A 14,086-nucleotide genomic window follows, 5' to 3' on the forward strand; every position below is an offset into this window, starting at 1 on the left:
GGATAATTACCAGTATTTTCGTGTACAAACGGACTTCATAATTCGCTCAGGAAGAACAATGATTGAATACCTCAAGCATATGGCTATCTTTGTTCGTGTTGTCGACGGTGGATCATTCCGCGCCGCCGCCAAACAGCTAAATCTTGCACCTTCAAGAGTGAGCCAAACCATTTCAGACCTTGAAGATTACCTTGGAAAGACGCTGCTCTACCGCACTACGAGAAAGCTTTCCCTCACCAATGAGGGGCGCATGTTTTACCCTAGAGTGGTAGAAATGCTCAAGCAGGCAGAATTGGGCTTAAACGAGCTCAATGCTATCTCTGTGGAACCTGTTGGAGAGTTGCGGATTTCCTTACCGGCATTTCTCGCATCATCAGATGTCTCTACCACGCTCGCTGCTTTTACACGGCAATATCCGCGCGTTTCGCTTTCCATTTCTTACACTGACGAACCCGTCAGTCTGATTGACGACGGGTATGATTTGAACGTGCGTATTGGTTGGCTGGACGACAGCTCAATGCTTTCGAGGAAATTGGGGGAATATCAGCGCGTTTTGGTTGCTGGCGCTGACTATGTGGCTTCAAACCCTTTGCCAAAACGCCCTGAGGATCTAGTTAACCTTGAGTGGATAAGCTTCAAGCACCGCAAAGACAGAATGGAGTTCATGTCTGGCGATGAATCAGTGAATGTCGTATTTACTCACTTTCAGTTACAAGTCGACACGATAGAGGCCCTCTGTCATCTCGCGCATCAAAATGCGGGCATCGCGATCTTACCTCAGCACATTGCTGAGCCAGGATTGAAATCCGGCGACTTAGTACAACTTCTTCCCGATTGGTCACTTCGCAAATTGGGGCGCTATGCGGTTTGGCCAGATAAAGCCAGAAGGGAAAACTTAACACTATTGCTGGCGAGGTTTTTGGCGGAACAGCTCGCAGATTAATGTCTATACAAATAACAAAACGCCCCTGTTTATGGGGCGTTTTATGTTTACTAAACATAGTTTCCGATGCTTAGCGGGGCAATTTCCCCAATGCTTCAGCGACCATATCGACATTGCCAATACCGCCAGATGGCAGATAGCCACTCCCAGAGAATCCTGTGAATGCAGAAGGTGCTTCACCGATAAGCTCACTCATTGTCGTACCTGGCTTCGCGGCAACAAATACATTTGGACCCGCTGTTTCTGTGAACGTCTGATCCTCAACCAAGTTACTTAGTGCTGACACTCGCCCCTTACGATCAACTTGACCACCAGTTAGCAGTAAAGCTTGCACCCCCGGGGTTACACTCAGCGGTCGCTTGAACCACTTCACCAAAAATGCTGAAGGAATAATCACTGTTTCCAGGGATGTTCACACTCAGTTGCGCCACATCGCAGGTACCAGGCGTCGTATCGACCTGTACATTCATCATGTGTTTGTTGAACTTAGCTGTCTTCATTCCCATTCTCGCCATCGCACCGTAGTAAGCGCGAGAAGAAGTTTGATAGCTAAGAGTATAAATGTTGAAGTCAGCCCCGTTGACGCCATCAAGATTGAAGGTCGTTGCAGGTAGGTTCGATGTATTGATAGGTGTCCCGAGATGAGCAACGGCGACATTTTCGTCAGTCTTTACCCGCCCCTTTGCATCAGTGACTTGTATAGCTTCACATTGCAGAGAACGAATAATCAGCATGCCCAAATTATCGGACCCATCAAACTCAAACCCCATGTCAGTTAGGCTATTTACTGAAACGTCATTTGGAATCAGTGACGATACTTCTGATTTGTCCACCACAATCCCACCGGCAATCTCTCGGCAGTTAGAGAAGTCTACATCTGAGTTACTCAGTCTTGGGCCTCTAAAGCCTCCATGGGCCCAATGCTTACTTTGAGTGGTATTTTGCTCTACAAAGACACGTTTGCTATCGCTAGACCTATCTTTTGCAACAACACTCGATGAGGTTGTAATAGCGGTTAACAGAGCCATAGCCAGTGCCAATCGATTGTATTTCATACTTACTCCTTATCCGTAGCGTCGTACTGTTTAATGGACAAAAACCAATCTACAGCACCATTATTGGCAACATAATCAGACATTAAATGAACTAATAGTTCTGAAAATTAGCACTAATCCATATCGGTATATTCGACTATGCAACCGTCTTAGGCTATGCGGGTTCGCAAACAAAAAACCCGTATTAAGCCGCGGGTTTTATAGGAGTGAATATAAGAATTACCTTGCTAGGCTGGTGAAACAACGCCCTTAAAGTGATGCAATATTCCATCTAATTCTGCAGTAAGGCTTGTATCTCTTATCACTTTGTTTTCCTGATCAAAGTTGTCATAGAAACTCGGTAAGCTAAATGTTCCGACGACATTGCCACCAAAGTGCGGAGCGCCTTCTTTAGCCAGCTTCAGTACTGTTTTCGCGCCACCAGACCCCGGGGATGTCGCGAGCAAAATAATCGACTTTCCTTGATAAACATTTCGATCGATACGACTTAGCCAATCAAACAGGTTCTTAAATGCCACCGTAAAATTGCCATTGTGCTCAGCAAATGACACTAAGATTGCGTCGGCATTTTTTATCCGATTCTGGAAAGCGTAGGCGCACCTCGGAATGCCATAATCCTCTTCCAAATCGCTATTGTAGATAGGTAAATCAAAGTCATTGATTTCTACATAGTCGACATCAGCGTTCTTGATCTTTCCCGCCGCATATTGGACGAGTTGCTTGTTAATTGATTTACGGCTGTTAGTTGCAGCAAAAGCGAGTATTTTCATCGTTTAATCTCGTTCAATAATGGTATTTGGTAAAATCGATGTTAGTCTGGTCTTAAAGCTGGCCTAACTCTCCGGCTTGATAGCGGGCAACAACCTCATCGATATCTTGTTGTGAGCTCATTGCAAACGGCCCTTGCTGGACAAAGCTCTCATTAATGGTTTCCCCAGAAAGCAGGGCAAAGTGGCTCTGCTTCTTGTTATCACCGCGGACTTTCAATACGGAAACTTCTTTAGGGACGATTGAGACAGACTCGCCTTGATATAGAACATGCCACTCATCGTCTAATTGATACTCGATGTTTCCTTCCACGGCATAAAGCCAAGCATTGAAGTCATCTGAAATCTGGTGTTCAAAAGCCGAACACTCATCAGCAAAACCATCAAGAATGGTAAACGGCCATACCGAAGATGCCTGCGTTTTCGCGCCGTTACTTTCTCCAAGTACCAGCCTAACGCGATACCCTTCTCCCACCAGCGTAGGCATGTCCTCTCGCTTCACATGAAGAGAGCTTGGCGATTCGTGTTTCAACTTTGCCGGGAGGTTAACGAAGATTTGCAAAGCATGAATTTTCGCACCAAGTCTTGGTGCTTCGTCATGAACCGCGCCACGACCAGCGTTCAGCCAATAGAGATCTCCCGCATGAATATCGAAGTCGTTGCCTAGCGAATCACGGTTGCTAAATTTGCCTTCTGTATCCTCAAAAAGAACGGAAACCGCTGAGATACCTGCGTGAGGGTGCGCGCCGAATGTCGGTACTGTCATGGTGTAATGATCAACCATGATGATTGGGTCCATCGCCCCTTCAAATTGCGTATGGCGAAAACCAATACCCGTAAATCCTTCGCCAATATTCAATGGGCTGCCAGTAACATGCTTATCCAAGACAGTACTCTGGTTTAATTGGGCTGCTGAATTCGTCATTGCTCTACTCCGTTCTATTTGTTGGCTTAAAAACAACGTAACGAGTTGGATTCCGGATAAAAACCGTTAGAATTCGAACTCTACGTTCCAAAAATAGGACGATAAAATGAAAGTCGACTTGAATGACTACTTTTACTTTGTGCATGTCGTTGAGAAAAAGGGATACACAGCCGCCGCTAAAGCATTGAATATGCCAAAGTCACGGTTGAGTCGACACGTTGTACAGCTGGAAGAACGCTTAGGTGTCAGGTTATTGCAGCGAACGTCCCGCAATGTTGCAGTGACAGAAGAGGGAAAAAGCTTCTACCATCATGCCCGAAAATTGGTAGATACCTTAGAACTTGCTGAAGCTGCCATGGATAACCGCGGTGGGAAACTTACGGGGAAAGTGGTCATTAGTTGCTCAACAGGTGTTGCTCAATTTGCCTTACTAAGCATTGTGACTGAGTTTGCCAAGCTAAACCCCAAAGTGCATATCGAACAACGTGTCACAAACGCAATGGAAGATCTTGTCGCCGAAGGCATTGATATTGCTATCCGCGGACATAGCGCAGAGCTACCTGACTCCAGTCTCATCCAACGATTTATTACTAATGTGGAATGGCAGTTCTACTGTTCGCCCCGTTACCTTGATACGCTTCAACAGTTAAACACGCCCTACGATCTTGCTGATTGTCAGTTTCTAAAAGCTGGCAGAAGCGGCTCCAAAGACGCGATTCCACTGATGAACCGAGACGGGCTCCGTACTCACCAAACATCCAATATCGCTTTGTGCTCAGAAGATATGTTCACCATTAGACAAGCTGCAATTGAAGGGTTAGGTGTGACTGCACTACCTGACTACGTATGCCGCACTGCATTACAAACGGGAGAGCTAGTTCGCGTTCTGCCCGATTGGCTTTCACAGTCGGCAAGTTTAAGTTTGTTGATGCCTTCAAGGCTGGGCGTACCGCCACATACCAAAGCGTTGGCGGAATTTATTCGAGAGAAACTGCCCTTGGTGGTTAGGGACTGTTGACCTTAGAGCAGCCATTTATACATCACGAAGCTATCGACATAGCCAATTCGCGGGTGTTTGTAGGCTTTGGGAATCGTACCGATGATATCAAAGCCGAGTTTCAGCCAGAGTTTTACTGCCACTTCGTTGCTAGAAACCACGCTGTTGAATTGCATCGCTTTGAAACCAAGCTCTACCGCAACTTGCTGCGAGTGCTCACACATCTGACGGGCAATGCCTTTGCCCCTTGCCTGATCAGAAACCATATACCCACAATTGCAAATATGACGGCTTGGCCCCATGGCATTAGGCTTGATGTAGTAAGTGCCAAGGACAACGTTATCTTCAACGAAAACAAGTGTTTTCAGTGGCACTTCGCACCAAAGCTGATAAGCCTGTTCGACAGTCATATCCGCATCAAAAGCATAGGTTTCCTCTGCCTGAATGACACTGGAGAATGTCGGCCAGAAGGATTGGAAGTCTTGAGTTGTTATTTCACGGATCATGGTTTCGGTTCAAGTCTCATTAGCTAGTGCGAAGAAATATCTAGGAAAGTAAAATTCACTTCACCTCCTACCTATTTTACGAAACTAAGCGATTGCTCAAGCGAGGAGTAGTCCAAAATACGCTGGTTATGATCGACTCTTTCTCCAACAATCACTAAATTTACTCCTGATGCCGCACAAGCTTTTACATCCCATATCGCATCGCCAAAATAGGTGATTGGCAAACCTTTAGAGGGATCAGCTTCGGCTTGCGCAATTGCCATAATTTCAATACGCGCATGATGATCATTTGAAGATGCAATGATGAGGTTGTCAGTATCAAACCCTGCAGATTGAAGCTTTAATCTCGCTGTCTCTCTCCAGCCACCAGTCGCAACCGAAACGATATAGTCATTATTTTTCAATACGTGCATAAGAAAACGCTTTGCACCTTTAACTTCCACCGCTGGGCTTTCTTTGATGGTTTGCTCGATATTGCGAATAAAAACGGGCTTTACTCTGTTTTCCAACTCTTCAAGTGAGTATTGAGGCGCTTGTCTTTCAATAAAGGTTTGAAGAATGCCTCTGTCGGTCACATGCGGGTAGGCTTCCCAATCATTCTTTATGGCAATTCCTGTGACTTCATGAACGGCATCCATAAAACATTTTTCGTCGAAATCGTAGGATTGAATCAGTGTCCCATCGATATCGAACATAATGTGTTTCATAAACTTCCTTGTGTTTATCGCTTTAAAGCTAACTCAATCCGCATGCTTTACGCCGCACCCGCTCAGCACCAAATTCACAAGAAATTCTGCCGCATCTTCGAAGTCTTGATCTTCTAATTCAAACTGACCACTGACCTGACAAATCTGCCAGTTAAAGTCTGCGTAAGTTTGGGTTGAAGACCAGAGCATAAACATCAGATGCTTGGGAGGTACAGGTTCCATCCAACCCTGCTCAATCCAGTATTCGAACTTGTTCAGAATCATTCGAGATTGATCCATCAAGGATTCTGCAATGTCACTTGGGAGGTGGGGTGCGCCAGCCATCACTTCAGCAGCAAAAGTCTTCGAAGCGGCGGCGTATTCTTTAGATATACGCAGTTTGGTACGGATATATTGGGTAAGCGCATCTCGCGGGTCGTTGAGCTGCTCGATAGGGTAAGACGCCTCGAGCAATGGCTGGGTGACACTTTCCAGCACTGCACGATAAAGATTGTCTTTGGTATTGAAATAGTAATAGAGGTTGGGCTTGGGAATTTCGGCGCGTTGGGCAATTTCGGCGGTCGTCGTTGCGGCATAGCCTTTTTCTGCGAACAGTTGGCTGGCGACTTCGATGATCTTTTCCTGATTTTTCGTCCTGATGCGTGACATTGACCGTCCGTGGATTCATTAAAGCGTGTATCACAACTTTAATGAATCCTAGACAATTCATCCAGCGAATCACTCTGGTAATATCAAAATTGCCCTGAAGTCATTCACATTAGTACGTGTGGGCCCGGTAAAAATCAGCCCGCTTACCGCTTCGTAGAAGCCATAACTGTCATTATTGGCCAGATAACGGGCGGATGAGATTCCTTTCTTGGCAGCAGCACTATAAAACTCTGGCTTCAACTCTGCCCCAGCGTTGTCTTCCACACCATCGATGCCATCAGTATCGCCAGCTAGCGCATAAATCCTGCTTCGCACATCAGGTTCTTTTTCAAGCGCCTGATAGAGTGATAACAGAAACTCGCAATTGCGCCCTCCTCGCCCATTACCTTTCACTGTTACGGTCGTTTCACCGCCGGAAAGGATGACACAAGGAGCAGGGAAAGGTTGATCATGTTTTGCTGTGCTGATTGCCATAGCTGCGTGTACCAAAGCGACATCCCTTGATTCTCCCTCCAGCGCATCCCCCAAAATGTAAGCAGGAATCCCGAGCGATTCCGATATAGTCTGTGCAGCAACCAAAGACTCGAAAGGCGTTGAAATAATCTCAAAGCGGCTTTTTGATAACCTTTCATCACCGGCTTTTGGGGTTTCTGACGCTTCGCTCTCTAGCCAAGTGATGACGTCGCCACTGACTGGAATATCATATTTATTCAATACCTTAATAGCATCAAAACGGGTCGTTGGGTCTGCCACTGTCGGACCTGATGCGATCACATCCGATGCATCACCCGGTACATCCGATATCGCGAGCGTAAGTATGCTTGCTGGGTAAGCAGCTTGTGCCAACTTCCCTCCTTTCACTGCGGAAAGGTGCTTTCTTACACAGTTTATTTCATTAATGGCGGCTCCCGATTTCAAGAGGGCTTTGTTGATATCCTGTTTCTCGGAAAAGTTGATGCCAGGTGCAGGTAAGCTTAATAAGGCTGAACCTCCGCCAGATAGCAAACAAATCACCGTATCATTTTCATCAAGGTTCGTGACCAAATTCAGGATGAGCCTTGCAACTTTCTCGCCTTCACCATCAGGAACCGGGTGCGAAGCTTCCATGACTTCGATGTGCTTACAAGGTGCGCCATGCAAATAACGTGTCACAACAATGCCACTTATCGGCCCATCCCATTCATCCTCCAACGCTTTAGCCATTGATGCTGCGGCTTTACCTGCGCCAATTACGACTAAATTCCCCGTGCGATCTGCGGGTAGATACTTTTCAATATTTCCATAAGGAAGGGCAGCGTCGACCGCAGCGTCGAACAATTTCCGGAGAAATATCGGGGGCGATACCCCGCCAACAGCTGCCTTGTCTGATTCAGAATGTTTTCTTTGGGTTTCTTCGCCTTCCTTGAACAATTCCTGCTGTTCCATTGCTTATCTCCATAGAAAAAAAAGCCCGTCGTGAAAGAAGCGGGCAAAATACTAAGGACCTGTAAAACGTAAACTCAAGTTGGAGGTACTCCAAGCAGCGAAAAGCTGGACACTTCAAACTGCTTGGTATGGTGCACGGCGTTATTCGCCGCGGATGTTGTGGTTAGAAAGCGATTCAATGGCTTTAATAAGCGCAGAGTGATCCCAATCTTCCCCACCTTGCTCTGCACATAAGCTAAATAGCTCTTGTGCGGATTTTGTATTCGGCAGTGAAACGCCAAGCGTTTCAGCTCCTGTCAATGCTAAGTTCAAATCTTTCTGATGTAGGCGGATTCTAAAACCAGGGTCAAAGGTTCCTTTCACCATACGCTCACCATGAACTTCCAGCACTTTTGAATTAGCAAAGCCACCCATTAGCGCGTTACGGATCCTTACTGGGTCTGCGCCTGCTTTAGAAGCAAACACAAGTGCTTCAGAAACGGCTTCAATATTGAGGGCGACAATGATTTGGTTTGCCACCTTACAAACCTGTCCTGCACCGTTATCACCCACTAGGTTGATGTTCTGCCCCATAGCGCCAAACAAAGGCAGCACTTTTTCAAATATGGCTTCATCTCCACCCACCATAATGGTTAAGGTTGCGTTGATGGCACCAACTTCTCCTCCAGAAACGGGCGCATCCAGATACTCTGCTCCACTCTCTTTGACCCGGGCAGCAAAGCTTTGAGTTTCAATGGGGGAAATAGAACTCATATCGATGACGGTCTTTGTGGTATCCAGCACTGGCTCTATACCATCTTCACCAAAGAGTACATCTTCGACATCTGGCGTGTTTGGTACCATAACGATAATAAAATCCGCGTCCTTAACTGCTTCACGATTTGAAGGAAACGTTTTTGCACCACCGTCGACTAAAGAAGCAGGTGCCGTCGAACGGCTTTCTGACAAGTTGAGTTGATAACCGGCTTTTTGCAGGTTTTCTGCCATTGGCTTACCCATGATACCGGTGCCGATAAATGCGATAGTTGTCATTCCATTACTCCTCATTTTGTCCGTATGTCTGAAGCCATTTCATGCCTTCTTCGGTGGTGGTAGCAGGTTTATATTCACACCCAACCCATCCCTCATAGCCGATAGAATCTAGGTGACTGAACAAGAAGTGGTAGTTCAACTCTCCTGTACCAGGCTCGTGACGTCCGGGATTATCTGCAAGCTGAACATGCCCAATACGGCCTAACTTTGAACTCAAGGTAGGTGCGATATCTCCTTCCATGATTTGCATGTGGTAGATGTCATACTGCAGTGAAAGATTGTCACTTCCGACCGCATCGCAAATCCGGATCGCCTGTTTGGTATTGGTGAGCGCAAAGCCGGGTATATCCCTCGTATTGATTGCTTCCACAACCAGCCGGATGCCTGCCTTTTCCAACTGAGCATTCGCAAATCTCAGGTTTTCGATCAGAGCCTGTTCAGCTTGCTCCTGACTAACCCCCGAAGGAACAATCCCAGCGAGACAGTTCACTTGCTCACAGTCCAATACATTGGCGTATTCAATCGCGAGTGCAACGCCTGCCCGGAACTCATCGACACGTGCCGGGTCAGCAGCAATCCCGCGGTCTCCCGCGTCCCAATCCCCTGCTGGTAGGTTAAATAACACTTGCTTGAGATGGTTGCGATCCAATTCAGCCTTCAGCTCATTGGCATCAAATGCGTATGGGAATAGGTACTCCACTCCCCTAAAACCGAAGTTTGCCGCAGCATTGAAGCGCTCGATGAAAGGCAGTTCCGTAAATAACATTGATAAATTGGCAGCTAACTTTGGCATTTCAATTTCCTTATTCCATAAGAACCGAGAAGTTATTGGCGATCCGCAGCCAATGCAGTGGGCGCATCAGCAATAGAGTCCGCCAGAGATTCAAATTCATTCACCGAGTCAATCTCTACACCCATGGAGATATTGGTGACTTTCTCCAGAATGATTTCTACAACAACCGGCACACGATGCTTCGCCATCAAGGCCTTTGCTTCTTCAAACGCTGACGCAATTTGCTCTGGGTCAGTGACACGTAATGCCTTACAACCCAACCCTTCCACCACAGTCACATGATCGACACCATAATCGGCAAGTTCAGGTGCATTCTGGTTTTCAAAAGCCAGCTGCACGCAGTAGTCGATATCGAACTGGCGTTGTGCCTGACGGATAAGCCCCAAATAAGAGTTGTTCACCAGCACATGGATGTAAGGGAGGTTGAATTGGGCACCAACGGCGAGCTCTTCAATCATGAACTGAAAGTCGTAATCTCCGGAAATAGCGACGATTTGGCGCTCAGGATCCGCAGCGCGAACACCTAACGCAGCCGGCACTGTCCAGCCTAAAGGTCCAGCTTGACCGCAATTAATCCAGTGGCGCGGTTTATACACGTGTAGGAATTGCGCAGCAGCAATTTGAGACAAACCAATGGTACTGACGTAACAGGTTTCACGGTCAAACGCGCGGTTCATCTCTTCATAGACACGCATCGGTTTGACTGGCTGTTCGGTATAGTGCGTTTTGCGCAGCATGGTAGCTTTACGCTGCTGACAATCACCAACCCATGAAGAGTGATCGTTCAATTTGCCCTTTACCTTCCATTCTTTTGCTACTTCGACCAGCACAGTAAGTGCTTGGTAAGCGTCAGATACAATCCCCAAGTCAGGGCAGAAAATGCGACCAATTTGTGTGGGCTCAATATCGATATGAACAAACTTACGACCTTGGGTATACACATCTACAGAGCCCGTGTGACGGTTGGCCCAACGGTTACCGATACCTAACACCACGTCGGACTCAAGCAGTGATGCGTTGCCATAACGGTGAGAGGTTTGAAGGCCAACCATGCCAGCCATCAGCTCATGATCATCAGCAATAGTGCCCCAGCCCATCAAAGTTGGAATAACTGGAATACCAACAATCTCAGCAAACTCTTGCAAGAGCTCAGAAGCATTCGCATTGATCACGCCCCCACCTGAAACAATCAGTGGACGTTCAGCGGCGTTCAGCATAGCCAACGCTTTCTCCGCTTGATGGCGTGAAATGGAAGGTTTGTATGGCTCAAGAGGCTCATAACTGTCGATATCAAATTCGATCTCTGCCAGTTGAACATCCAAAGGGAGGTCGATGAGCACAGGTCCTGGGCGACCTGAACGCATCACTTGGAAAGCGTGTTGGATAGCTCGCGGAACCTGAGCTGGCTCAAGAACGGTTGAGCACCATTTGGTGACAGGACGAGCAATAGATTCTATATCGACCGCCTGGAAGTCTTCTTTGTGAAGTCTTGCGCGTGGTGCTTGTCCCGTAATGCAAAGAATGGGGATCGAATCAGCCTGCGCCGAATAGAGACCGGTAATCATATCCGTCCCTGCTGGGCCCGAAGTACCAATACAAACACCAATGTTCCCGGGATTTGCTCGGGTGTAACCCTCGGCCATGTGAGATGCACCTTCAACATGGCGAGCGAGTATGTGGTCGATACCTCCCGCTTTCTTCAGCGCTGAGTAAAAAGGATTGATTGCCGCGCCCGGTACACCAAACGCTTTAACCACACCTTCCTTTTTCAGCACTGCAATAGCTGCATCAATCGCTCTCATCCTTCCCATACAAAACCCCTTTTTGTATACAATTTGATTATTAATTGTATTCTTAGATCGATTAATTATTAATCGCAAGGACTTTTTAACAGTTATTAAACATTTTTTAAGATTGAATAGGAAATGAGATCAGTACACATGGCACTTATAAAAGAGGTCAGACAAGACTCTGACATTGATGAAATTTGGCTTTGAACTATTCACATTGCATTAACATTGTGCTTTTATTGTTCTCCATCAAAACAATTATAAACATACTATATAGCTTTTCATTGTATACATTTACTTAAAGGACCTTGCCTATGTATGAATTAGAAAATCCGTCAAAAAACCCCTCCTGCCCTGCTAGTGTTCAGGTAACCGGCCCTTTGTTTAACGAAGATGCCAAAAGCATACTCAACAACGATGCGCTCGCATTTCTGTCATCACTTTGCAACCGCTTTAGTGGTCAGTTGAATTCATTGCTGGCTGAACGTAAACGAAAACAAGAAACCTTCGATACCGGTGTGCTTCCAGATTTTCGTACTGACACAGCAAGCATTCGAGATGACCGTCAATGGAAAGTCGCAGATATCCCCGAGGTATTGCTCGACAGACGTGTTGAGATCACTGGTCCCATTGACCGCAAAATGGTGATCAACGCACTTAATTCCGGTGCAAATGTTTTTATGTGCTGCTTTGAAGATGCCACCTCACCAACTTGGGAAAACATGGTGAATGGCCAGATCAACATGCGCGATGCGAATACAGGTACGATGACTTATGTCGACCCGAAAACGGGTAAGTACTATCAATTGTCATCAACACCCGCCACGTTGATCCATCGACCACGTGGCTTACACCTGCAAGAGTCCCACATCTTATTTGAAGGCAAACCCATGCCTGCAAGCTTGATGGATTTCGGTTTGTACTTTTTCCATAACTACCAATCCCGCAACGCACGCGGACAAGGTGTTTATTTCTACCTGCCAAAACTCGAATCAATGGAAGAGGCTGCATGGTGGGAGTCAGTCTTTGATTTCACGGAAGAGTACTTTTCTGTCGAAACAGGTACTATCCGTGCGACAGTGCTGATTGAAACCCTTCCAGCCGTATTCCAAATGGAAGAAATCCTCCATGCGATGCGCAAGCACATTGTGGGTATGAACTGCGGGCGTTGGGACTATATTTTCAGCTACATCAAAACACTCAAGAATCATACTGACCGCATCCTGCCTGATCGTCATGCCATTGGTATGGATCAACCCTTCTTAGAGGCATATAGCAAACGTCTCATCCAAACCTGTCACCGCCGTGGAGCACTGGCAATTGGTGGCATGTCGGCCTTTATTCCAGCTAAAGATCCCGACGAGATGGCGCGAGTCACTCAGAAAGTGATTGAAGACAAACGCCGTGAAGCTACTAATGGCCATGATGGCACCTGGGTCGCGCACCCGCATTTGGTTTCTCTCGCACGACAGATATTTGATGAATACCTCAATGGTGAGATCAACCAACGGCATTTCATCCCTGATGGAAGCTTTAACAGTGAAATCCTCCTCCGACCCAGCCACGGACCAAAAGATGAGCCTGGTGTGAGAAAGAACATCCGAATCGCCGTGCTTTATATGGAAGCATGGTTACGTGGTGTTGGGTGCGTGCCTATTTACGGTTTGATGGAAGACGCCGCTACAGCAGAAATTTCCCGCGCCAACATTTGGCAATGGTTGAAACACCAAGTTTCTCTCGATGATGGCCGCCCATTCACTACCGAGTTGTTTAGGGATTGGCTCGATCAGGAAGCGAAGAACATGAAAGCGTCAGCAGGCAATGACGAATGCAGGAAATTTGATGAAGCATCAGAGCTATTTTTCACGCTCTCGACCGATGCTCACTTTGCCGATTTTCTCACCATTCCTTGCTACGCAAAACTCGAATAACGAGCATTGGCGGCTGCTTTAAGCCGCCCCAAAAAATCTAGGAGACTTTCAATGGAAAATCTGACGATGATAAAAGCACTGGAAATCACCACCAAGGTGTTCCATGCGGCGCAAGAAAGAAAAACCCAACCGCTAACGGTAGCCATTTTGGATAGAGGTGGTGCACTCATTTCGCTACAGAGGCAAGATGGCTCCAGCATGATGCGGCCGGAAATCGCGATTGCAAAAGCGTGGGGAGCACTCGCTCTGGGCTGCTCTTCCAGAAAAATTGCGGATGATGCCCAGAACCGCCCGTGTTTTATCTCGTCAGTATCCACACTCGCACAGGGAAACCTCGTTCCTGTTCCTGGTGGTGTACTTATTCGTGATGCTGAATCAGAATTACTAGGCGCTGTCGGTGTTTCCGGCGATATTTCTGATACTGATGAAGCGGTAGCAATTGCCGGTATTGTCGCATCCAGTTTAAAAACTGATGCCACTCTGGCAGGCTAGTACAAATCCAAACGGCCAGAAGACTCTGGCCGATTGCTCTATCTTCATGATTCTCTCCCTTGGAACAAAGCCCGC

Annotated in this window: 15 protein-coding genes; 4 read left to right on the top strand and 11 right to left on the bottom strand. The window is 46.9% G+C overall.

All coding sequences use genetic code 11. From position 1 onward, the window contains the following. Positions 1 to 58 precede the first annotated feature (58 nt). Positions 59 to 943 carry a LysR family transcriptional regulator gene (locus tag VP504_RS24355; RefSeq protein ID WP_325894601.1) on the top strand — a complete coding sequence of 295 codons (885 nt, stop codon included), beginning with the start codon at positions 59 to 61 and terminating at the stop codon, positions 941 to 943. 70 nt (positions 944 to 1,013) lie between these two features. Here the strand turns inward: VP504_RS24355 and VP504_RS24360 are convergent, their stop codons facing one another. The 4 genes from VP504_RS24360 to VP504_RS24375 all read right to left on the bottom strand — a co-directional run bounded on the left by VP504_RS24360 (position 1,014) and on the right by VP504_RS24375 (position 3,690). Further along, the gene (locus VP504_RS24360) at positions 1,014 to 1,229 is read right to left on the bottom strand and encodes a hypothetical protein (protein WP_325894602.1); all 216 of its coding nucleotides are present in this window, start codon (positions 1,227 to 1,229) and stop codon (positions 1,014 to 1,016) included. Between the two features lie 13 nt (positions 1,230 to 1,242). Continuing rightward, complete coding sequence (locus VP504_RS24365; protein ID WP_325894603.1) at positions 1,243 to 1,998, bottom strand: hypothetical protein; 756 nt, start codon at positions 1,996 to 1,998, stop codon at positions 1,243 to 1,245. A 227-nt stretch (positions 1,999 to 2,225) separates the two neighbouring features. Continuing rightward, on the bottom strand, positions 2,226 to 2,768 hold the full coding sequence (locus VP504_RS24370; protein WP_325894604.1) for an NADPH-dependent FMN reductase: 543 nt from the start codon (positions 2,766 to 2,768) through the stop codon (positions 2,226 to 2,228). Between the two features lie 52 nt (positions 2,769 to 2,820). Next, positions 2,821 to 3,690 carry a pirin family protein gene (locus VP504_RS24375; RefSeq protein WP_325894605.1) on the bottom strand — a complete coding sequence of 290 codons (870 nt, stop codon included), beginning with the start codon at positions 3,688 to 3,690 and terminating at the stop codon, positions 2,821 to 2,823. Between the two features lie 106 nt (positions 3,691 to 3,796). Here VP504_RS24375 and VP504_RS24380 point away from each other — a divergent pair, with 106 nt between their 5' ends. Further along, positions 3,797 to 4,708, top strand: a complete 912-nt coding sequence (locus VP504_RS24380) for a LysR substrate-binding domain-containing protein (protein ID WP_325894606.1) — start codon at positions 3,797 to 3,799, stop codon at positions 4,706 to 4,708. 2 nt (positions 4,709 to 4,710) lie between these two features. Here VP504_RS24380 and VP504_RS24385 read toward each other — a convergent pair whose 3' ends face one another. The 7 genes from VP504_RS24385 to gcl all read right to left on the bottom strand — a co-directional run bounded on the left by VP504_RS24385 (position 4,711) and on the right by gcl (position 11,609). Next, a complete protein-coding gene (locus VP504_RS24385) occupies positions 4,711 to 5,193 on the bottom strand; it encodes a GNAT family N-acetyltransferase (RefSeq protein ID WP_325894607.1) in 483 nt (160 codons plus the stop codon). Positions 5,194 to 5,264: 71 nt separating this feature from the next. Further along, on the bottom strand, positions 5,265 to 5,900 hold the full coding sequence (locus tag VP504_RS24390; RefSeq protein ID WP_325894608.1) for an HAD family hydrolase: 636 nt from the start codon (positions 5,898 to 5,900) through the stop codon (positions 5,265 to 5,267). Between the two features lie 33 nt (positions 5,901 to 5,933). Then, entirely contained in the window at positions 5,934 to 6,548 is a 615-nt protein-coding gene (locus tag VP504_RS24395; protein ID WP_325894609.1) for a TetR/AcrR family transcriptional regulator, read from the bottom strand. Positions 6,549 to 6,617: 69 nt separating this feature from the next. Further along, positions 6,618 to 7,973 (bottom strand): glycerate kinase type-2 family protein, encoded by a 1,356-nt coding sequence (locus tag VP504_RS24400; RefSeq protein WP_325894610.1) that lies wholly within the window; start codon positions 7,971 to 7,973, stop codon positions 6,618 to 6,620. A gap of 141 nt (positions 7,974 to 8,114) precedes the next feature. Then, complete coding sequence (locus tag VP504_RS24405) at positions 8,115 to 9,005, bottom strand: 2-hydroxy-3-oxopropionate reductase (RefSeq protein ID WP_325894611.1); 891 nt, start codon at positions 9,003 to 9,005, stop codon at positions 8,115 to 8,117. 4 nt (positions 9,006 to 9,009) lie between these two features. Further along, positions 9,010 to 9,798 (bottom strand): hydroxypyruvate isomerase, encoded by a 789-nt coding sequence (hyi, locus tag VP504_RS24410; protein ID WP_325894612.1) that lies wholly within the window; start codon positions 9,796 to 9,798, stop codon positions 9,010 to 9,012. 32 nt (positions 9,799 to 9,830) lie between these two features. Continuing rightward, positions 9,831 to 11,609, bottom strand: a complete 1,779-nt coding sequence (gcl, locus tag VP504_RS24415) for a glyoxylate carboligase (protein WP_325894613.1) — start codon at positions 11,607 to 11,609, stop codon at positions 9,831 to 9,833. Between the two features lie 293 nt (positions 11,610 to 11,902). Between gcl and aceB the strand changes: the two genes are divergently transcribed. Beyond that, positions 11,903 to 13,519 (top strand): malate synthase A, encoded by a 1,617-nt coding sequence (gene aceB, locus VP504_RS24420; RefSeq protein ID WP_325894614.1) that lies wholly within the window; start codon positions 11,903 to 11,905, stop codon positions 13,517 to 13,519. Positions 13,520 to 13,570: 51 nt separating this feature from the next. Beyond that, positions 13,571 to 14,011 (top strand): GlcG/HbpS family heme-binding protein, encoded by a 441-nt coding sequence (locus tag VP504_RS24425; RefSeq protein WP_325894615.1) that lies wholly within the window; start codon positions 13,571 to 13,573, stop codon positions 14,009 to 14,011. The last annotated feature ends 75 nt before the right edge of the window (positions 14,012 to 14,086 follow it).

The organism is Grimontia sp. NTOU-MAR1, assembly GCF_035758505.1.
GTDB lineage: Bacteria > Pseudomonadota > Gammaproteobacteria > Enterobacterales > Vibrionaceae > Enterovibrio > Enterovibrio marinus.